Annotated in this window: 18 protein-coding genes and 1 tRNA gene; 11 read left to right on the top strand and 8 right to left on the bottom strand. The window is 54.6% G+C overall.

Annotated features, from left to right (window positions below; all coding sequences use genetic code 11):
- Window positions 1–30 precede the first annotated feature (30 nt).
- Window positions 31–106 (top strand) — tRNA-Trp (locus VI01_RS04755).
- Between the two features lie 126 nt (window positions 107–232).
- Here VI01_RS04755 and hdfR read toward each other — a convergent pair.
- Window positions 233–1054, bottom strand: a complete 822-nt coding sequence (gene hdfR / locus VI01_RS04750) for an HTH-type transcriptional regulator HdfR (protein WP_034820037.1) — start codon at window positions 1052–1054, stop codon at window positions 233–235.
- Window positions 1055–1175: 121 nt separating this feature from the next.
- On the opposite strand from hdfR, the gene VI01_RS04745 reads away from it, so the two are divergent.
- Window positions 1176–1514: a DUF413 domain-containing protein gene (locus tag VI01_RS04745; protein ID WP_045814168.1), complete on the top strand. Its 339-nt coding sequence runs from the start codon at window positions 1176–1178 to the stop codon at window positions 1512–1514.
- Window positions 1515–1543: 29 nt separating this feature from the next.
- On the opposite strand, the gene VI01_RS04740 is transcribed toward VI01_RS04745, so the two are convergent.
- Window positions 1544–3064: a YifB family Mg chelatase-like AAA ATPase gene (locus VI01_RS04740; RefSeq protein WP_045814167.1), complete on the bottom strand. Its 1521-nt coding sequence runs from the start codon at window positions 3062–3064 to the stop codon at window positions 1544–1546.
- A 327-nt stretch (window positions 3065–3391) separates the two neighbouring features.
- Between VI01_RS04740 and ilvL the strand changes: the two genes are divergently transcribed.
- The 6 genes from ilvL to ilvA all read left to right on the top strand — a co-directional run bounded on the left by ilvL (window position 3392) and on the right by ilvA (window position 9954).
- On the top strand, window positions 3392–3490 hold the full coding sequence (gene ilvL / locus VI01_RS24655; protein ID WP_071531048.1) for an ilv operon leader peptide: 99 nt from the start codon (window positions 3392–3394) through the stop codon (window positions 3488–3490).
- A gap of 149 nt (window positions 3491–3639) precedes the next feature.
- Window positions 3640–5286, top strand: coding sequence for an acetolactate synthase 2 catalytic subunit (gene ilvG / locus VI01_RS04735; RefSeq protein WP_045814166.1), 1647 nt, complete (start codon window positions 3640–3642; stop codon window positions 5284–5286).
- Window positions 5283–5540, top strand: coding sequence for an acetolactate synthase 2 small subunit (gene ilvM / locus VI01_RS04730; RefSeq protein WP_034820026.1), 258 nt, complete (start codon window positions 5283–5285; stop codon window positions 5538–5540). The genes ilvG and ilvM overlap by 4 nt, the downstream gene beginning before the upstream one ends.
- A gap of 18 nt (window positions 5541–5558) precedes the next feature.
- The gene (locus tag VI01_RS04725; protein ID WP_034820022.1) at window positions 5559–6488 is read left to right on the top strand and encodes a branched-chain amino acid transaminase; all 930 of its coding nucleotides are present in this window, start codon (window positions 5559–5561) and stop codon (window positions 6486–6488) included.
- 61 nt (window positions 6489–6549) lie between these two features.
- The gene (gene ilvD, locus VI01_RS04720) at window positions 6550–8400 is read left to right on the top strand and encodes a dihydroxy-acid dehydratase (protein ID WP_038644127.1); all 1851 of its coding nucleotides are present in this window, start codon (window positions 6550–6552) and stop codon (window positions 8398–8400) included.
- Between the two features lie 6 nt (window positions 8401–8406).
- The gene (gene ilvA, locus VI01_RS04715) at window positions 8407–9954 is read left to right on the top strand and encodes a threonine ammonia-lyase, biosynthetic (protein WP_038644129.1); all 1548 of its coding nucleotides are present in this window, start codon (window positions 8407–8409) and stop codon (window positions 9952–9954) included.
- Here the strand turns inward: ilvA and ilvY are convergent, their stop codons facing one another.
- Window positions 9955–10836 carry an HTH-type transcriptional activator IlvY gene (ilvY, locus tag VI01_RS04710; RefSeq protein WP_034820008.1) on the bottom strand — a complete coding sequence of 294 codons (882 nt, stop codon included), beginning with the start codon at window positions 10834–10836 and terminating at the stop codon, window positions 9955–9957.
- 161 nt (window positions 10837–10997) lie between these two features.
- Here ilvY and ilvC point away from each other — a divergent pair, with 161 nt between their 5' ends.
- Complete coding sequence (gene ilvC, locus VI01_RS04705) at window positions 10998–12473, top strand: ketol-acid reductoisomerase (RefSeq protein ID WP_038644132.1); 1476 nt, start codon at window positions 10998–11000, stop codon at window positions 12471–12473.
- 741 nt (window positions 12474–13214) lie between these two features.
- Here the strand turns inward: ilvC and VI01_RS04700 are convergent.
- The 3 genes from VI01_RS04700 to VI01_RS04690 all read right to left on the bottom strand — a co-directional run bounded on the left by VI01_RS04700 (window position 13215) and on the right by VI01_RS04690 (window position 16785).
- On the bottom strand, window positions 13215–14549 hold the full coding sequence (locus tag VI01_RS04700) for an MFS transporter (RefSeq protein WP_045814165.1): 1335 nt from the start codon (window positions 14547–14549) through the stop codon (window positions 13215–13217).
- Window positions 14550–14838: 289 nt separating this feature from the next.
- A complete protein-coding gene (gene yhjD / locus VI01_RS04695) occupies window positions 14839–15840 on the bottom strand; it encodes an inner membrane protein YhjD (RefSeq protein ID WP_045814164.1) in 1002 nt (333 codons plus the stop codon).
- Between the two features lie 45 nt (window positions 15841–15885).
- A complete protein-coding gene (locus tag VI01_RS04690) occupies window positions 15886–16785 on the bottom strand; it encodes a LysR family transcriptional regulator (RefSeq protein ID WP_045814179.1) in 900 nt (299 codons plus the stop codon).
- Window positions 16786–16900: 115 nt separating this feature from the next.
- Between VI01_RS04690 and VI01_RS04685 the strand changes: the two genes are divergently transcribed.
- Window positions 16901–17659, top strand: coding sequence for an SDR family NAD(P)-dependent oxidoreductase (locus VI01_RS04685; RefSeq protein ID WP_045814163.1), 759 nt, complete (start codon window positions 16901–16903; stop codon window positions 17657–17659).
- 222 nt (window positions 17660–17881) lie between these two features.
- On the opposite strand, the gene VI01_RS04680 is transcribed toward VI01_RS04685, so the two are convergent.
- The gene (locus tag VI01_RS04680; RefSeq protein WP_045814162.1) at window positions 17882–18730 is read right to left on the bottom strand and encodes a PhzF family phenazine biosynthesis protein; all 849 of its coding nucleotides are present in this window, start codon (window positions 18728–18730) and stop codon (window positions 17882–17884) included.
- A 113-nt stretch (window positions 18731–18843) separates the two neighbouring features.
- Between VI01_RS04680 and VI01_RS04675 the strand changes: the two genes are divergently transcribed.
- Window positions 18844–19467: a glutathione S-transferase family protein gene (locus VI01_RS04675; RefSeq protein WP_038644142.1), complete on the top strand. Its 624-nt coding sequence runs from the start codon at window positions 18844–18846 to the stop codon at window positions 19465–19467.
- On the opposite strand, the gene VI01_RS04670 is transcribed toward VI01_RS04675, so the two are convergent.
- The gene (locus tag VI01_RS04670; RefSeq protein WP_045814161.1) at window positions 19434–20924 is read right to left on the bottom strand and encodes a PLP-dependent aminotransferase family protein; all 1491 of its coding nucleotides are present in this window, start codon (window positions 20922–20924) and stop codon (window positions 19434–19436) included. The two genes, VI01_RS04675 and VI01_RS04670, sit on opposite strands and share 34 nt — an antisense overlap.
- Window positions 20925–20999: the final 75 nt, after the last annotated feature.

Below are 20999 nucleotides of genomic sequence, written 5' to 3'. Positions count from 1 at the left end.
TTCGAGCCCCGTCCGTTCCGCCACCCTTTTAGGGGCGTAGTTCAATTGGTAGAGCACCGGTCTCCAAAACCGGGTGTTGGGGGTTCGAGTCCCTCCGCCCCTGCCAGAAAACAATCCTTTGCTTCGGCAAAGGATTTTTTTTGTCCAAAATTTGGTATTTACCTCATAAATTCGCCAGTGAAAAGGGTTTGAGTTTCACTGCGCGACACTCAAACCCCTCTCAATTTCTGCTTTATTGCGTCAATACTGGAAATTTAAGCAGCTGACGAATATGCGCCTGTTGATCGCTATTCTGCAGCCACACCGCATAGAGTGGGCGAACGGCAACGGGTGTATCTGGAATAACCATCAAATCGCTATAAATGCTGTGCCATGAGTCCGGTAAAAACGCGCAAGCGCCGGTGGTGTGGAGTAATTCACGTGTCACATGCGCTGAAGTTGTGGTCAATACTGGCACATCATCACTGGATAAATAACTTTCATGTTGATGAAAATCCGCACCCCATTCCAGTTTAATGTAATCATATTTTTCACGTTTCTCAGTCTTACGTGCACGGAAGAGCGCGAGTGAAATATGACCAATCTGTTGGCTGGTTAATTCATCCATTTTTGGCGCTTCGGTGGTGATCAAAAGATCCAATTGACGCTCATGTAATTGCTTTACCAGCAAATGCCGTTGTGCGATACGTGCTTCAAGATGAAGGCTTTCACGGTTCTCATAAAGCGTTTTTAACCAAGGGGTTAGATAAGCTTCCCATAACGACGCGCTGGCGCCTATCGATAGCTCATGATGCTGTTGTGTATGTGAAACTTCCTTTTTAGCCATCAGCCAGGTACTCATCAGGCTCTCTGCATAGGGTAATAAACGCTCACCCGCAGAGGTCAGCCGAATATTATTTCGATGACGGGTGAAAAGGTTGACTCCTAACTGATTTTCTAGCTGACGAATGCGAAAACTAACGGCAGATTGCGTGAGGTAAAGCGCTTCAGCAGCACGCCCGAAATGGCGTGTTCTGCTCACTTCGAGGAAAGTTTTCAGTAATTCCGTATCCACAGCATTCTCCCAAAAAATGTTTGTCGTACTGATTTAAATGTTTTGTTTTACACTCTGTCAAGCCTATCTAATACTCCGCGCCATAAATAGCACGGCCATAAGAGAGTCGGGAGCGTGTAAAATGGCGGATAGCTTCGCAACAACAAATCGTTTCTTTGATAACAAACATTACCCTCGTGGTTTTTCACGTCATGGTGATTTCACCATTAAAGAAGCTCAGCTTCTGGAACGCCACGGTTACGCCTTTAATGAACTGGACCTCGCCAAGCGTGAACCAGCGACTGATGAAGAGCGTTCGTTTTTAGAAGTATGTCGTGGTCTGCGTGAGCCGCAAACGGAAGCTGAACGTGTCTGGTCGAAATATACCGCACGTATTAAACGTCCTAAGCGTTTCCACACATTGTCTGGCGGTAAGCCACAGATGGACACTGTGGAAGACTTTAGCGATAGCGATGATTAAAAATAGCGGGGCTTCTAAAGCCCCGTTTTTTATTCCAGACTGTTGTGCAGAAAGATTAGCAATCGGTCAATGCTGCGATAACCCACCGCCTCCTGCAAATGCTGACGTGAAATCGTCTCCTCCCCTGCCAAATCGGCAATCGTCCTGGCGACTTTCAAAATGCGTTGCCACGCGCGCACAGAAAGGCCCAACGAATTCAACACAGCTTCCAGCCATATAGCATCGTCCTGTCTCAGTACACAGCACTGGGCAATCTCCGGATTAGATAAATGAGCGTTTATTTTGCCTGCTCGCTCAATTTGCCTCTGACGAGCAGCAAGGACGCGTTTAAGCACAGTCTCGCTGCTCTCACTGACTTCCTGTTTTTGACTTAAGGTTCCACTGGGTAGCAACGGGATTTCCAGAGACAGATCAAAGCGATCAAGAAACGGACCTGAGAGCCGGCTCAAATAGCGCAGCACCTGTTGCGGCGTGCATCGGTTATGACTGCCTTGATAATGCCCGGTAGGGCTGGGGTTCATGGCGCCAATTAACTGAAAGCGCGCTGGATAAGTGACTTTGGCGCGTGTACGGGAAATTGCGATCTCGCCGGATTCAATGGGCTCGCGTAATGCATCCAGTACCTTGCGGTCAAACTCCGGGAGTTCATCCAGAAACAGGACACCATTGTGCGCCAGAGAGATCTCACCAGGCCGGGGGAGTGCTCCACCTCCCACTAATGCATACAGCGAAGCGCTGTGATGAGGTGCTCTGAATGGCCTTCTGCGCCACTGATGATGGAGGTTTCGGCTGCTGACCAGGCTATTAATCGCTGCGCACTCCAGCGCTTCCTGGTCGTCTAAGGGCGGCATAATGCCGGGCAGGCGGGTCGCCAGCATCGTTTTCCCTGTGCCGGGCGGTCCAAGCAGTAACAAGTTATGCCCGCCAGCGGCAGTGATCTCCAGGGCGCGACGTCCTTGTTCCTGACCGATGATTTCGCTGAGATCCAGGCTTTCCTGTTGCAGCGCCTCAGGTTGATAATGCGCAACGGTGAGTGTCGATTGGTTATGCAGGAAAGCGCAGATCTCGAGCAGATGTTTACCGACAAGCGTTTCCCCTTGTTGGATCAATCCGACATCCTGTTGATTCTCTTCAGCTAACACCATCTGCCTGCCGGCTTGCAATGCGGCCATCGCTGCTGGAATGGAGGCCTGAACGCCACAGAGCGCGCCGTTCAGTGCTAACTCCCCCAGGAATTCATAGTGAGCCAGTTTCGCGTCAGGAAGCTGCTCTGAGGCCGCGAGAATCGCAATGGCGATGGGAAGGTCGTAGCGTCCTCCCTCTTTTGGCAGATCGGCGGGGGCCAAATTGATGGTGACGCGTTTAGCCGGGAAGGTGAATCCGCTATTGATAATGGCACTGCGCACCCGTTCCCGCGCTTCCTTCACCGTGGTTTCAGGCAAGCCAACCAGCGTTAAAGCAGGCAAGCCCTTGCTGATATGCACCTCAACCGTTACTAATGGCGCCTGCACACCGAGCGCCGCGCGAGTGAGAACCTTTGATAAAGACATAACCACTCCTTGTTGTCTTCATCATGCGAGGAGTAAATTCAGATTGCGAATGCGATTTAAAAACATCAGCGCCGGGTTCCAGTGAATCGACGGTTTTTACAATGTTTTCGCCGCAATTGAGGTCGATATCGCAGAATTAACAGAGAGGTTACGCAGTGTGCGTAATGAAAATTTTTCACAACTAAAAATAACCTTTAACTTACAAGGCGATAACCCACACCCATCGCTTGCGTCATAAAAAAACATTATGAAAATAATTGTCAATGCGTAGATAACTATGGTAACTCTGTAGGTATTACTTCGAACAATCGAAAAAACAGACAACACATGAAAGCCCTTCTACAAGTGATTAGCCTAGTCGTGATTAGCGTGGTGGTGATTATTATCCCACCGTGCGGGGCATCGCTTGGAGAAAGAAAGGCTTAAAAATCAAGCCCGGAATTCCAAAAACCCCCGCACCGAAAGGTCCGGGGGTTTTTTTTTGACCTGGCTAAATATCAGCGAATCAGCGAGGAACAGATTATGAGCAGTAGCATAAAATTCTGTTGTTCCCCAAGGAATACAGGAGAATAACGATGACAGGTGCACAGTGGGTAGTTCAGGCTTTACGCGCGCAGAGTGTCGACACAGTGTTTGGCTATCCTGGCGGCGCAATCATGCCAGTGTACGATGCGCTCTACGATGGCGGCGTGGAACACCTACTGTGTCGTCATGAACAAGGTGCAGTGATGGCGGCAATTGGTTATGCCCGCGCCACCGGTAAAACAGGCGTTTGTATCGCCACTTCCGGTCCCGGCGCCACTAACCTGATCACCGGTTTAGCCGATGCGTTTATGGATTCCATCCCGGTTGTCGCGATCACCGGTCAGGTTTCATCTGCGTTCATCGGCACCGATGCCTTCCAGGAAATCGACGTTCTCGGCCTGTCATTAGCCTGCACCAAGCACAGTTTCCTGGTTGAATCCTTCGAAGATTTGCCTTCCGTGATGGCCGAAGCCTTTGCCATCGCCCAGTCTGGCCGTCCCGGTCCGGTTCTGGTGGATATCCCGAAAGACATCCAAATTGCCAGTGGCGATTTAACCCCACACTTGCTGCCGGTTGAAGAGGCGATCAGTCACTCGCCAGAGCATATCGCGGAAGCCCGCGCATTGATGGCGCAGTCGCATAAGCCAATGCTGTATATCGGCGGCGGTGTTGGCATGGCACAAGCGGTGCCTGCATTACGTGCCATGGCTGAAGCAACCGGCATCCCAACGGTGTCCACGTTGAAAGGCCTGGGAAGCGCAGACGCCAGCAGCGATCTCTATCTCGGCATGTTGGGTATGCACGGCACCAAAGCTGCCAACCTTGCCGTGCAATCCTGTGATTTGCTGATTGCGGTGGGTGCGCGCTTCGACGACCGCGTTACCGGCAAGTTAGACACCTTCGCCCCGCATGCGAACGTCATTCATATCGATATCGATCCGGCCGAGTTGAACAAACTCCGTCGCGCGCACGTTTCGTTGCAAGGTGATTTGAACCAGGTGCTGCCCGCGTTGAGTATGCCAATGCAGATTGAAGGCTGGCGCACCGAAGTTAAAGCGATGAAAGCCGAGTTTGATTGGCGTTACGATCACCCAGGTGAAGCCATCTATGCTCCGCTGCTGCTGAAGCAGTTATCCGATCATAAAGCCAATAGCGCCGTAGTCACCACCGATGTCGGCCAGCACCAGATGTGGGCTGCACAGCATATGAGCTTCACCGCGCCAGAAAACTTCATCACCTCCAGCGGCCTGGGCACCATGGGCTTCGGTCTGCCTGCCGCCATCGGTGCGCAGGTTGCTCGCCCGGAAGACACCGTGATCTGCGTGTCAGGTGATGGCTCAATCATGATGAACATCCAGGAACTGGGCACCATCAAACGCGGCAAGCTGCCGGTGAAAATCCTGCTGCTGGATAACCAACGTTTGGGCATGGTGCGTCAGTGGCAGCAGCTGTTCTTTGATGGTCGCTACAGCGAAACCATCCTCACCGATAACCCCGATTTCCTCACGCTGGCCAGCGCCTTTGATATCCCAGGCCAGCACATTAGCCGTAAAGATCAGGTCGACGCCGCGATAGATGCTCTGCTGAACAGTGAAGGTCCTTACTTCCTGCATGTTTCGATTGATGAGCATGAGAACGTCTGGCCATTGGTACCGCCGGGTGCCAGCAACGCAAACATGATGGAGAAAACCGCATGAATCAGCATCAATTGTCTATCGAAGCCCGCTTCCGCCCTGAAATATTGGAGCGCATTTTGCGTGTTGTCCGCCACCGTGGCTTCCAGGTGTGCTCGATGAACATGGCATCTGCGATCAACGCTGAGAACATTAATATCGAGATGACCGTTGCCAGCCAGCGTTCTGTCGATTTACTGTCTTCGCAGTTAAGCAAACTTATGGATGTCGCCTGTGTCGAGATCCAGCAACAGACATCACAACAAATCCGCGCTTAGTCGCCAAAGGAAATAGCAATGAGTACGAAGAAAGCAGACTTTATTTGGTTCAACGGGGAGATGGTTAAGTGGGAAGACGCCAAGGTTAGCGTCATGTCTCACGCACTGCACTATGGTACTTCAGTGTTTGAAGGCGTACGTTGCTACGACTCACACAAAGGCCCAGTGGTGTTCCGTCACCGTGAACACATGCAGCGTCTGCACGACTCCGCCAAAATCTATCGTTTTCCTATCGCCGCCTCTGTTGATGAGCTGATGGAAGCGTGCCGCGAAGTGATTCGTGTGAACAAACTGAAAAGCGCTTACATTCGTCCATTGGCGTTTGTTGGCGACGTAGGTCTGGGTGTGAACCCACCAGATGGCTACACCACCGACGTGATCATCGCTGCTTTCCCATGGGGTGCTTACCTGGGTGCTGAAGCACTGGAAAACGGTATCGATGCGATGGTGTCTTCATGGAACCGTGTTGCACCGAATACCCTGCCAACTGCGGCTAAAGCCGGTGGTAACTACCTCTCCTCACTGTTGGTCGGCAGCGAAGCGCGTCGCCACGGTTATCAGGAAGGTATCGCTCTCGACACCAACGGCTATATTTCAGAAGGTGCTGGCGAAAACTTGTTCGAAGTGAAAGATGGCATTCTGTTCACACCACCGTTCACTTCTTCAGCACTGCCGGGCATCACTCGTGACGCCATCATCAAACTGGCGATTGATCTGGGTATCGAAGTGCGTGAGCAAACGCTTTCGCGTGAATCTTTGTATCTGGCTGATGAAGTGTTCATGTCGGGTACTGCGGCAGAAATCACCCCGGTACGCAGCGTTGACGGCATTCAGGTCGGTGCGGGCAAACGCGGTCCAGTGACCACCAAAATTCAAAGCGCATTCTTCGGCCTGTTCACGGGCGAAACTGAAGACAAGTACGGCTGGTTGGATCAAGTTAATCCATAACAAGACAGTTACGCGGGTGCCGCTGCGCCCGCGTCATATTTCAGACTGGAGTAAATAGAGCATGCCTAAGTACCGTTCTGCCACCACCACCCATGGTCGTAACATGGCAGGTGCACGCGCCCTGTGGCGCGCCACAGGAATGACCGACGCCGATTTCGGTAAACCGATTATCGCCGTGGTTAACTCATTCACCCAGTTCGTGCCGGGCCACGTGCACCTGCGCGATATGGGCAAGCTGGTGGCTGAGCAAATCGAAGCCGCCGGTGGTGTCGCTAAAGAGTTCAACACCATCGCGGTGGATGACGGTATCGCCATGGGTCATGGCGGCATGCTGTATTCACTGCCTTCGCGCGAGCTGATCGCCGATTCCGTGGAGTACATGGTGAACGCGCATTGCGCCGATGCCATGGTGTGTATCTCTAACTGCGACAAAATCACCCCCGGCATGCTGATGGCATCACTGCGCCTCAACATCCCAGTGATCTTTGTGTCCGGCGGTCCGATGGAAGCTGGCAAGACCAAACTGTCAGACAAAATCATCAAGCTGGACCTGGTTGATGCGATGATTCAGGGGGCTAACCCGAACGTCAGCGATGAAGACAGCGATAAAATCGAACGCTCTGCCTGCCCAACCTGTGGTTCTTGCTCAGGCATGTTTACCGCGAACTCGATGAACTGTCTGGCCGAAGCGCTGGGTCTGGCACAGCCGGGCAACGGTTCACTGTTGGCGACCCACGCCGACCGTAAAGAACTGTTCCTCAACGCCGGTAAGCGCATCGTTAGCCTGACCAAAAAGTATTACGAGCAGGATGATGAGCGCGTACTGCCACGCAACATCGCCACCAAAGCCGCGTTTGAGAACGCGATGACGCTGGATATCGCCATGGGCGGTTCCACCAACACCGTTCTGCACTTGCTGGCAGCGGCGCAGGAAGGCGAAATCGAATTCAACATGTCGGATATCGATCGCCTGTCGCGCAAAGTGCCGCACCTGTGCAAAGTGGCACCGAGTACGCCGAAATATCACATGGAAGATGTGCACCGTGCCGGTGGCGTGGTCGCGATCTTGGGCGAGCTGGATCGTGCCGGGCTGATCGACACCAGTGCGCGCAACGTTCTGCAGCAGAGCATGCGTGAGACCCTGGATCAGTACGACATCATGCTGACCCAAGACGAAGCCGTGAAGAAAATGTTCCGCGCGGGCCCAGCGGGTATTCGCACCACCCAAGCCTTCTCACAAGACTGCCGTTGGGACACGCTGGATGATGACCGTGAAAATGGTTGTATCCGTACCCGCGAACACGCGTTTTCTCAGGATGGCGGTCTGGCCGTGCTGTACGGCAACATCTCTGAAGATGGCTGTATCGTAAAAACCGCCAGCGTTGACGCTGAGTTGCTGACCTTCAAAGGCCCGGCAAAAGTCTACGAAAGCCAGGATGATGCGGTAGAAGCGATTCTCGGCGGCAAAGTTGTGGCTGGCGATTGCGTTGTCATCCGTTACGAAGGGCCAAAAGGCGGTCCGGGCATGCAGGAAATGCTCTATCCGACCACCTATCTGAAATCCATGGGCTTGGGTAAAGCTTGTGCGTTGATCACAGATGGTCGCTTCTCCGGCGGTTCTTCCGGTCTCTCTGTGGGTCACATCTCACCTGAAGCGGCGAGCGGCGGCACCATCGCGCTGATCCAGGATGGCGACATGATTGAGCTGGATATCCCGAACCGTCGTATCCATCTGGATCTGCCGGACAACGAAATCCACGCTCGTCGTGAAAAAGAGTTGGCGCGTGGCGAAGCGGCTTACACCCCGCACAACCGCGAACGTGCCGTCTCCTTCGCGCTGCGTGCTTATGCATCACTCGCGACCAGTGCTGACAAAGGTGCGGTGCGCGATAAGTCCAAGCTGGGAGGCTAACAACGAATGGCTGAGTCTCAACCGCTACCCGCGTCGCCTAACGGCGCGGAGTATTTGCGCGCAGTGCTGCGTGCGCCTGTGTATGAAATTGCGCAGGTCACGCCGCTGCAAAAAATGGAAAAAATTTCATCGCGTCTCGGCAACACCATTTTGGTGAAGCGTGAGGATCGCCAGGCAGTACACAGCTTCAAGCTGCGTGGGGCCTACGCGATGATTGCCGGACTGACCGAAGAGCAAAAAGCACGCGGCGTGATTACGGCTTCGGCCGGAAACCACGCACAGGGTGTGGCACTTTCGGGGAGTCGGCTTGGCATCAAATCACTGATTGTGATGCCGGTGGCCACGGCAGACATCAAGGTTGATGCAGTGCGCGCATTTGGCGGTGAGGTTTATCTGTTTGGTGCTAACTTCGACGAGGCAAAAGCCAAAGCCATCGAGCTGGCCGAGCAGCAGGGTTACACCTTTGTGCCGCCGTTTGACCATCCGGCAGTGATTGCCGGGCAGGGCACGCTGGCGATGGAACTGCTGCAACAAGATGCACATATCGATCGCGTGTTCGTGCCGGTCGGCGGTGGTGGCCTGGCAGCTGGCGTGGCGGTGCTGATCAAACAGCTGATGCCGCAGATCAAAGTGATCGCGGTAGAGTCGGAAGACTCAGCCTGTCTGAAAGCGGCGCTGGATGCGGGCGAGCCGGTGGATTTGGCGCGTGTCGGCTTGTTTGCTGAAGGTGTGGCGGTGAAGCGCATCGGCAACGAGACTTTCCGTCTGTGCAAAGAGTATCTCGATGACATCATCACTGTGGATAGCGATGCCATCTGCGCGGCAGTGAAAGACCTGTTCGAAGATGTGCGTGCGGTAGCGGAACCTTCGGGTGCGCTGGCGCTGGCGGGCATGAAGAAGTACATCCAGCAGCACGACATCAAAGGCGAGCGCCTCGCGCACGTCTTGTCGGGCGCCAACGTCAACTTCCACGGTCTGCGCTATGTGTCGGAACGCTGCGAAATTGGCGAACAGCGCGAAGCGTTGCTGGCGGTAACGATTCCCGAACAGCAGGGCAGTTTCCTCAAGTTCTGCCAGACGCTGGGTGGCCGTTCGATCACCGAGTTTAACTACCGTTATGCGGATGCCGACAACGCCTGCATCTTCGTCGGCGTGCGTTTAACGCGCGGTCTGGAAGAGCGCAGCGAGATCATCAGTCAACTGAATGAGAGTGGCTATAACGTCGTGGATTTGTCGGATGACGAGATGGCGAAACTGCATGTGCGCTACATGGTGGGCGGTCGTCCGTCGAAACCGTTGCGCGAGCGTTTGTTTAGCTTTGAGTTCCCGGAAGCACCCGGCGCGCTGCTGAAATTCCTGCAGACGCTGGGCGCGCACTGGAATATCTCGCTGTTCCACTATCGCAGCCACGGCACCGATTTTGGTCGTGTGCTGGCGGCCTTCGAAGCCAACGATCAAGAGCCGGATTTTGAAACCCATCTCACGGCGTTGGGCTACGAATGGCACGATGAGGCGAACAACCCGGCGTTCCGTTTCTTCCTCGCCGGGCAGTAGTTACAGCAGGTTCCAGAAAGCACTGATAAGCGGCTCCCCGAGCCGCTTTTTTTGTACACAGACGCCCAGTTCCAGCGGCGCGACCGACTCCACATTCTCCAGCGTCAGTACGCGATTGCGTACCGGCTCCGGGCTGTTCTCCAGCACCACATCTGGCAGCAGCGCAATACCACATCCCAGCGCCACCATTGAGACAATCGCCTCATGGCCAGAAACCGTGGCGTAAATTTGCGGATTCGGAATGCGATGGCGACGGAACCACAAATCGATACCGCGCCGCACCGGGCCTTGTTCCGGCACGATAAACGGAATCTGCGACCAATCAGGTTGCGCCTGTGTGGCCTGACTGCGCACCGCACACGGCAGGGCGGGCGCGATCAGCACCAGCGGAAGAATGGCGAGCGGCGTGAAGTCGATGCTGGCGGGCAGCGATTCCGGACGTCCGGCAATGGCCAAATCTGCCTCGCCAGATTGCACCATCTCAATTGCGTCGGCGGCATCGCCGGTGGTGAGTTTGATTTCCACCTGCGGATGTTCGGCGCGGAAGCGGTCGAGAATCGGCGGCAAATGGCTGTAAGCGGCGGTCACCGAGCAAAATATGCGCAGTTCGCCGCTCAGGGACGGGCCGTTTAGATCCATCACGTGGCGCAGTTGTTGATATTGCAATAAGGTTTGCTGAGCAAACTGCTTGAGGCGTTCACCAGCTTCAGTGAGCGTGACGGTGCGGTTATCGCGCAGAAACAGCGCGTGACCCACATCTTCTTCAAGGCGCTGAATCTGGCGCGATAGCGTGGAGGGACTGACGTGCATAGCACGCGCGGTGCGACCAAAGTGACAGCTTTCGGCCAGATGAAGAAAGAGCTTCAGGTCTCGTAAATCCATGCGCGTTTCACCTCAAAGGGTTGTTGCAAATTCTGCAATGTGACCTTGCTAATATATCAATTTAAGCAATAGATTTCCTGTCATATGATGGGGTCATTCGCGGCACTGAACAGGGTGTCGTTACCGAACAAAAGCAATCACAACATCTAACCGGAGTACCCATGGCTAACTACTTCAACACATTGAATCTGCGCAACCAGTTAGCGCAGTTAGGCAAATGTCGTTTCATGTCACGCGATGAGTTCGCAGACGGCGCAAGCTTCCTGAAAGGCAAAAAAGTCGTTATCGTTGGCTGTGGCGCTCAGGGTCTGAACCAGGGCCTGAACATGCGTGACTCCGGTCTGGACATCGCTTATGCACTGCGTGCTGAAGCGATCGCTGAAAAGCGTGCTTCTTTCCGCAAAGCGACCGATAACGGCTTCAAAGTAGGCACCTACGAAGAGCTGATCCCACAGGCGGATCTGGTGGTTAACCTGACGCCAGACAAACAGCACACCGCAGTAGTTCAGGCGGTTCAGCCTCTGATGAAAGATGGCGCAGCGCTGGGTTACTCACACGGTTTCAACATCGTTGAATCTGGCGAAACCATTCGTAAAGATATCACTGTGGTGATGGTTGCACCGAAGTGCCCAGGTACTGAAGTGCGTGAAGAGTACAAGCGTGGTTTCGGTGTTCCAACCCTGATCGCGGTTCACCCAGAAAACGATCCAAAAGGCGAAGGCCTGGCGATTGCTAAAGCCTGGGCTGCTGCAACCGGCGGCGACCGTGCTGGCGTCCTGGAATCTTCCTTCGTTGCAGAAGTGAAATCTGACCTGATGGGCGAGCAGACTATCCTGTGCGGTATGCTGCAGGCCGGTTCTCTGCTGTGCTTTGACAAGCTGGTGGCTGAAGGTCACGATGCGGCTTATACCGAAAAACTGATTCAGTTCGGCTGGGAAACCATCACCGAATCACTGAAATTCGGTGGCATCACCCTGATGATGGATCGCCTGTCTAACCCGGCGAAAATCCGTGCTTACGCACTGTCTGAGCAGCTGAAAACCATCATGGCTCCGCTGTTCCAGAAGCACATGGATGACATCATCTCTGGCGAATTCTCTTCCGGTATGATGGCTGACTGGGCGAACGACGACAAAAACCTGCTGACCTGGCGTGAAGAGACCGGTGCAACTGCATTCGAGAACGCACCACAGTTCGACGGCAAAATCGAAGAGCAGGAATACTACGATAAAGGCGTTGTGATGGTTGCCATGGTGAAAGCGGGCGTTGAGCTGGCCTTCGAAACCATGATCGACGCAGGTATCATTGAAGAGTCTGCTTACTACGAATCACTGCACGAGCTGCCGCTGATCGCGAACACCATCGCACGTAAGCGTCTGTATGAAATGAACGTGGTTATCTCTGATACTGCAGAATACGGTAACTACCTGTTCTCCTTCGCGGCAGTACCGCTGCTGAAAGAGTTCATGACCACGCTGCAGCCGGGCGATCTGGGTAAAGCAATCGAAGGCACTCAGGTTGATAACGCACAGCTGCGTGACGTCAACGAAGCCGTTCGTCAGCACCCAATCGAAGCGGTTGGCCGTAAACTGCGTGGCTACATGACCGACATGAAACGTATCGCGGTTGCTGGCTAAGCCACGCGCGACACAGTTTTCAGCATAAGAAGAACCCCGGCTTGCCGGGGTTTTTTTATGCCTGATCAGATAGGTTTCTCACAGCCAGCCACGACATAACTCTACAAGCCGCAATGCCATGGCGATTACGCAGTCCGTGTGTTTTGGGTCATTTAAGCGACGGGTGATAACGCAGTCTGGTGTCGTACAGGGGCTGGCGGTCCTCGCGCCGCTGCGCGGTACCTTCACTTCATTCGTCAGCCTGACGGAGCGGCGGGGAATGGCACATCCTGTGCCGCCCCGCCTTACGCCCGCGTCCTGCGGACTATCCTGGCATACTCACTACGTTCAGCACTGCGGATTGCCATCCCCTGTACGGCCCCAGCCTGCTCTTAAGCTTCAGTGCGTGTGGTAAAAAAGGGCACGATAGTGGAGGCCAGAGCGCCTCTGCTGCTGCAAGGGCTATCCGCAGCGGTGAGGCTTTTACGTTGGGCCAGGAGCCAGGTGCATGGATGCAACTGGCAGTTCGGGTTGGCCAGGATGGCCTTACCCTAACGGTCCGTCAGCACGACGTGAAAGCCGATGGCACCGCGTCAGCGGCGCGAGGACGGCCCGGCAGCAGCAGAGGTGCGCAGGCCAGCACTCCGGCATTCGTACCCAAACAAAAAAAGCTGCCACTTTAACAGTGACAGCCTTTGCATATTGGGCGTTAACTGACGAGCGTTAGGCCTGAGCCGGGTACCTCAAATCAATCTGCAACCATCACACCGCTTCGTACAGCGTCTGATGGCGCGTCTCTTTACAGGCAATCAGTGCAATCAGCGTCAGTACCGCCATGGAAGCCAGATAGAAACCGACCGCCTGCAAACCGTAGTTAGCGTTCAACCAGGTCGCAATATAAGGCGCAACCGACGCCCCGAGAATTGACGACAGGTTATACGAGAACGACGCGCCGGTATAACGCACTTCGGTCGGGAACAGCTCTGGCAGCAGCGCGCCCATCGGCCCAAAGGTGAGCCCCATAATGCTCAGACCCAGCAGCAGGAAGCCCATCACCAGAATTTGCGAACCGGAACCCAACAGCACCGGGAACATCAGCGCGAAAGCGATAATCATCAAAGTAATGGTGATCATGGTGCGACGACGGCCATAACGATCCGCCAATAGACCTGCAATCGGCACCATCACACCAAAACCAATCACTGCCACCATCAGCATCCACAGGAAGCTATTACGGGAGTAACCCAAGCCCGCAGGCGCTGGCGCAGTGCCGTAACTCATCGAGTACACGGTCATGATGTAGAACAGCGTATAGGTCGCCAGCATGATGAAGGTGCCAAGAATCGTAGCGGTCAGATGCTTGCTCAGCAGCGTGCCGATGGGCATTTTGACCTGCTTGTTCTCTTTCTGCACTTTGGCAAAAACCGGGCTTTCATGCAGCGAAACGCGCACATAGAGGCCAATCAGTACCAGTACGGCAGAAAGGATAAACGGCACACGCCAGCCCCAGTTCATGAACTGCTCATCGGTCAGCAACCAGGAGAGCAGCAGGAAAGTACCGTTAGCGAAGAAGAAGCCAATCGGCGCGCCGAGCTGTGGGAAAGAGCCGTAGAGCGCACGTTTCTTCGCGGGGGCATTCTCGGTTGCCAGCAGAGCCGCGCCGCCCCATTCACCACCCAAGCCCAGACCCTGACCAAAACGCGCCAGCGCCAGCAGCAGTGGAGCGGCGACGCCAATGGTTTGATAGCTCGGTAGCAGGCCGATCAATACCGTGGAGACGCCCATGGTCAGCAGCGATGCTACCAACGTCGCTTTACGGCCGACACGGTCGCCGAAGTGGCCGAACAGCGCAGAACCAATTGGACGCGCGACAAAGGCGATAGCGAAGGTCGCCAGCGACTGTAGCGTCGCGACGGTGGGATCGCCCTGCGGGAAGAAAATGTGCGGGAAAATGATCACTGCCGCAGTGGCATAAATATAGAAATCGAAGAATTCGATCGCGGTGCCGACAAGCGATGCCACGACCACTTTGCCGCGTGAGTTTACGGGCGTGTCGTCGTGTTTTTTGTCGAGTGTTTCTGTGATGGAGGCTTGCATGACTGTTTCTTAATTGTAAATGTAGACAGAGAATCTTACGCACCTGTTTTGCGGCATTCAATGACGAAAACCCGCGCCAGAACAGGCATTTTCGGCGAAAAAGTGGATAATTTCTGAGTTGTGGCAATCGACGGGGGATGGGAACGGGAAGTGTCACTTTTTTGGCGGGAATCTCTGCAAAAGGGCCAAATTAAAGTGACCCTTTAGCGTTTCCTGCTGGTTTTTGCTGAAATAATAGCCCGCAGGAGACATTTTTAGCTGTTAGGGCAAATGTAACAAATTTGCGATGTTAATTGCCCTGATGCGGCTGCGGCATCTCTTTATCATCCTTGTATTTTGCGGTGGCGATCCACGCGGCGCAGAACAGTGTCAGACGGGCGAAGAAGTAAAAGAACGCCATTAATCCCAGCACCGAACCAAAGGCTGCGCCGGACGGTGAGGTGGCCAGCTTTGGCAGCGTCAGCGTCATCACAAACTTAATCACCTCAAAGCCAATCGCCGCCAGCAGCGTGCCGCGAAACAGCGCTTTTTTGCGCGGCTTGTGGCGCGGAAGAATCCAGAAAATCCACAGGAACAACAGATAGTTGGCAAAAATGGAGATCGACAGCGCAATAATGGTCATCGCCGGACGCAGCCACTCGATATCCTCTAATCCCAACGCGTTGACGATGGCATTCTGCGCGGCACCGGCAATGGAGGTCAGCGACAGCGTAATCACCAATGCCAGCATCAGGCCGAGCAACGACACCAAATCACGCGCATACTTCTTCCACAACTTCTCTTGATCGTCCGGCTTCCGCTCCCACACATCGCGCGACTGCGCGCGCACCGCCTCGCGCAAATTGCCCATCCAGTTGATGCCGGAGTAAAGCGCCAGCAGCAAACCGGTTAGCCCGACCGTCGCGCGCTGCTGAATCGCGGTGTTCACGGTGTTCTTTAGCGTAGTGGCCAGCGTAGGATCGCTGATGCTGTTAACGATTTTGTTGATCAACTCGGTGAGTAAATCCTGATTCGACGCCAGCACAAAACCGACTGCCGCAAAGGAGACCATCAAAATCGGTATCAGAGATAGGAAGGAGAAGTAAGTGATCGCCGCACCAAACTGACTGCCGAGGCGATCGTTAAACCGATCCAGCGCGCGTATAAAATGCGCCACCGCCGGAATGGCCTGGAACCAGGTCGCAAAGCGCGACACGTTCTGGATTGAGCCATCCACGGTTTTGTTACCGGTCTTGATATCAATAAGCGGCTTCTTTTCAGCCGTGGATTCTTGGTTAGGTTTGTCTGTCATAGACGATAATCATCCTGTTCACTGCGAAATTAAAATTATAGCCCTTTATGTCACATACTCCTGCAACACCTGACTCAGCCACTCCATAAACACCCGCACGCGGCGTGCTACGTTGCGGCGATGTGGGTAAAGCAACGAAATCGGCATCGGCTTGGCCGGGAAGTGATGCAGCACTTCCACTAACTGGCCTGATTCCAGCAGTGGCTGCACGCCAATCGCGGGCACCTGAATAATGCCTAAACCCGCGATGCAGGCGGCACGATAAGTTTCGGTGCTGTTCACCGTCACCACGCCGCCGGTCTGAACATAGTGGCACTGCTTACCATCAAAATATTCAAACCCCAAAGAGGGCTGCCCCAGCTGCTGGGTGTAATGCACCATCGCGTGCTGTGCCAGATCTTCGAGGCGCACCGGCATGCCGAAGCGGGAAAGGTAGTCGGGACTGGCGCAGTTAATCAAGGCATGTGATCCGATTTTTCGCGCAATCAGACCCGAATCTTTCAGCTCGCCCACGCGGATCACGCAGTCAAAACCTTCACGAATCACATCCACCTGGCGATCGCTGCTGCTAAGCTCAATTTCGATGCCGGGATAATGCTGCAGAAACTCAGGCAAACGCGGCAGGATAAATCCGGTGGCCATGGCCACCGACATATCGACGCGCAACTTGCCGCTCAGGGTGGCGGGGTCGTGTTGGAACAGGCTGTCCATATCGTCGAGCATCGACAACAGATCAAGACAACGATCGTAGTAGACCAGCCCATCCTGGGTGAGATGAACACGTCGGGTGGTGCGATGCAGCAGACGCGTGCCCATTTGATTTTCCAGCGCCTGAAGCTGGCGCGATACGCTGCCTTTCGGTAGTCCAAGACTTTCAGCTGCACGGGTAAAACTGCCCATTTCTGCCACCCGCACAAAAACCTGCATTGCGTGAATTTTATCCATGTTGTTCACCGATTGTTGTTGTTAGTGAAACAGTGCTGCGTATTCCTCTGCGTTTATAGATCAATTTATAACGAATATCCTTATCCCGTGTTCAATTTTCCACTTGGAGCGAAACATGAGTCATAAAATTGCATTGATTACCGGCGGCAACCGCGGTTTGGGCAAGAATGGTGCGCTGAAACTGGCGGCCAAAGGTGTCGATATTCTTTTCACCTATCGTGGTCACGCGGAAGAAGCGCAGGCCGTGGTGAAAGAGATTGAGGCGCTGGGCGCGCGTGCTGTGGCACTGCAGCTGGATGTTGGCGACAGCAGCACCTTTAACAGTTTCGTGGCACAGGTGAGAGAGGCACTGCAAAAAACCTGGCAGCGCGACAACTTTGATTATCTAGTGAACAACGCCGGTCACGGTCACTACAAGCTGTTTGCAGAAACCACGGAAGAAGAATTTGATGCGCTGATCAATGTGCATTTCAAAGGGCCTTACTTCCTGACGCAGAAGCTGCTGCCCTTGATCGTTGATGGTGGTCGCATCCTGAACATCTCCAGCGGATTAACGCGCATGACGTTGCCGGGCTCAGGCACCTATGCCTCGGTGAAAGGAGCGATGGAAGTGCTGACGCGCTATCAGGCCAAAGAGCTGGGCGAGCGCCGCATTCGCGTCAATATTCTGGCACCGGGTGCGATTGAAACTGACTTCGGCGGTGGACGCGTGCGTGACACCAAAGATCTTAACGATCACATTGCCTCGGTGACATCGCTGGGTCGTGTGGGTCAACCGGATGATATTGGTGACGCGATCAGCGCCATCCTGAGCGAAGAAATCGGCTGGATCACCGCGCAGCGCATCGAAGCGTCAGGCGGACAGTCGCTGTAATCATGCACGCAGAGTGACGCGGCATTCATGCACGATAAATCGCGGCGCTACGCACTCCTTAGGATGGCCGTAGCGGCGCAATTTATTGCGCGTGTTTGAGATCTCAATCGCCCTGCTACGCAATCATGCGGTTGGTCGTTAATTGCCCATGTTTGAGATCTCAATCGCGCCGCTACGTAGCGATGCAGAGGACCGTAGCGGCGCAATGTATTGCGCGTGTTTTTAGATCTCGATCGTCCCGTCAATCACGGTCACTGTCTGGCCGCCAATCCAGATGTTATCACCGCTAAAACTCACCCGAATTCGCCCTTCACGCTGGATAGCGCTGCCTTGACGCGCACGATAATCCTCGGTTATCCCCTGCGCCGCGAAATAGCGCGCCAGACAGGCGTTGGCGCTGCCTGTTACCGGATCTTCGGTCAGGCTGCCGTTCTCAACCAGCAGCGCGCGCACCTCATACTGCTCACCGCACTCCTCTGGCAGCGGGCCAAACAACGCAGTGCCATTAACGTCGGCATGTTTTTGCAAACGCAGCAGATCCGCTGCGCTGGCCTGCACATCCAACACCGCCTGCGCGCTGTTCATCGGGATCAGCAGCCAGCGAATCCCCATATCGACAATGGTCGGCGTCTGGTGGGTATCAAAGGCTTCGCTGTTCAGTGCGCTGCTCATCAACGCGTCATCAAATGGCGTCAGCGTGACGTCGGGTGCGGCGAAGGCCAGCGCGCCATCCTCGCTAATGCGCACATCCACCAGGCCAACGCCGCACTCCTGCACGATCTTACCCGGTGTTTTCACTGTCCATCCCGCTTCCAGCAAGGCGTGAGCCGTGCCCAGCGTCGGATGACCGGCAAAGGGCAATTCCCCTTCAGTGGTAAAAATGCGCACCCGATAATCGGCCGCAGCATCCTGTGGTGGCAGGACAAAGGTGGTTTCCGACAAATTGGTCCAGCGGGCGATAGCGGCCAGTTGGGCGTCACTTAATCCCTCTGCATCCATGATGACTGCCAGCGGATTACCTTTAAACGCTGATGAGGTAAACACATCCACCTGCTTAAACGCGACTTTCATTTTCACTCCTTGCTGGTTGAGGCACTCTGAAATCCTGATTTACATCCTGCAGATTGCTAATGTCAGTCAACAGGACTATGAATAGGTTAAGAATTCTGGAATCGGAGTCCGCTATGTTAAAAGTTCTTGGTCGTACTTCTTCAATCAACGTGCGCAAAGTTCTGTGGTTGTGTTCAGAACTGGATCTCGCGTATGAGCTCGAACCCTGGGGTGAAGACCCGCAATCGCTGCACTCGGCGGAATTCATGGCGCTCAACCCTAATGCCATGGTGCCGGTGATCATCGAAGATGACTTCGTGATGTGGGAATCCAACGCCATTCTGCGCTATCTCGCCAACAGCAATGGCGGCGACTGGCTCTATCCTGAAAACCCACGAGCGCGTGCACCGGTGGATCAGTGGATGGACTGGCAAGCCACCGAACTCAATACTTCCTGGCGCTATGCGTTTATGTCACTGGTGCGCAACTCGCCCGCCCATCAGGATCCGCGTTTGCTGGCCGCCGCGATTAAAGGCTGGACGCACACCATGAATATTCTTGACCAGCATCTGCAAAAAACCGGGCGCTACGTCGCAGGACGTAACTTCTCGCTGGCAGACATTCCGGTGGGGCTTGCGGTCAATCGCTGGTTTGAAACCCCACTGGAGCACCCTGAATTTCCAGCCGTGCAACTCTATTACGAGCGTCTGACCGAGCGTGAGGGTTACACCACCTGGGGCCGCAACGGCAAGCCTTGATCCTGTCCCGGTGCGAGGCCTGTGATTTCGCAGGCTAGCGCACCGGTGCGTTTTAGTGCCCACGTATAACGCTCATCAAACGGATAACAGCAGGAGAGGCGCAGTGCATGTTTATAACGGTCGCTCAGCGAGTAGAGCGCTCCCGGCGTCACGCAAATCTGCTCCTGCAATAACCGATGGAACATCTCCACGGTATCCACTTTTCCGGGCAACTCCACCCAAAAAACAAAACCTCCTTTGGGCAGGGTAGCGCGGGTCCCCTGCGGAAAATGGCGCGCCATGATGCCGCGCGCCGCATCGAGATTGGCGGCATAGCGACGGCGCAGCGATCGCAAATGATGGTCGTAGCCACCACTTGCCAGAAATTCGGCGAGGGTCTCACACAATAGGCGCGACTCAGACATGGAAGAGACGGCTTTCAAACGGGCGATGGCCTGATGGAAGCGGCCGGCAGCGGTCCAGCCCACGCGGAAATCCGGCGCCACCGTTTTGGTAAAGCTGGTGCAGTAAATCACCCAGCCCTCGCTATCAAAGGCTTTCACCGGCGGTGATAGAGGCCAGTCAAACTGCAACTCGTCATACAGCCCATCTTCCAGCATCGGAACGTGGTAAGTATTCACTAACTTTGCCAGCCGCTTCTTATTCTCCAGTGGCATCACATAGCCAAGAGGATTCTGCGCGCCAGGCATGGCGATCAGCGCCTGAATACGCTTCTCCTGCAGCAGCATCTCCAGCGCATCCAGCGACAGCCCTTGCTGTGGATCGGTGGGGATTTCCAGTGCTTTCAGGCCCAGTGACGCCAGCAGTGGGAACAGGAAGAAGTAAGTGGGGGATTCCAGCCCAATGCAATCGCCAGGTTTCGTGACCGCACGCAGCGCCAGTTGTAAGGCTTCCATGCAGCCGTGGGTGAGGGTGATCTCTTGCGCAGTCAGATTGATGCCGGTGTGCAGACTGCGGCGCGCTATCTCCTCCCGTAAGCGCTCACTACCAGGCGGAAGCGCATAGCGCCCGATGATGTCGGGATTGTGCCGTAAAATGCCTGAGGTGATTCGTCCTAAGCGTGCTGCCGGATAGAAGGTGCCATCCTGCGGACAGGCCAGAGAGATATTGGTGTAATCGGCATTATTCTGCGCGGCAAACACCTGCTCAATCAGTTCCAGCTTCTGCGTGCTGGGGTCGTTGATTTTCGCGGGCAGCGATTTGACCGGACGCGTCACGGCCGGCATCACGCCACGCACGTAATAGCCCGATTGCGGACGCGCTTCTATCAGGCCGCGATCTTCAAGGATTTGCCAGGCATTAAGCACAGTATTGACGCTAACCTGATGCGATTGTGCCACGCGGCGGATAGCGGGTAGCCGTTTGCCCGGCTTCAGCGTGCCTTGATGAATCGACTCGGCAAAGCTATCAGCCAGCTGCTGATACAGCGTTTGACCGGATGAAAGGGGAAGGGACACAAAAGCCTCCGCGTGCAATGGGTACAATCTAAAATTAAGAAAACTGTATCCATTACAATAGTCGTTTTGTGTCTC

The organism is Pantoea sp. SM3 (assembly GCF_000963995.1).
GTDB classification, from domain to species: Bacteria; Pseudomonadota; Gammaproteobacteria; order Enterobacterales; family Enterobacteriaceae; genus Pantoea; species Pantoea rwandensis_B.
Note: the sequence above shows the minus strand (reverse complement) of the source record. Positions and strands in the feature narration are given on the sequence as shown.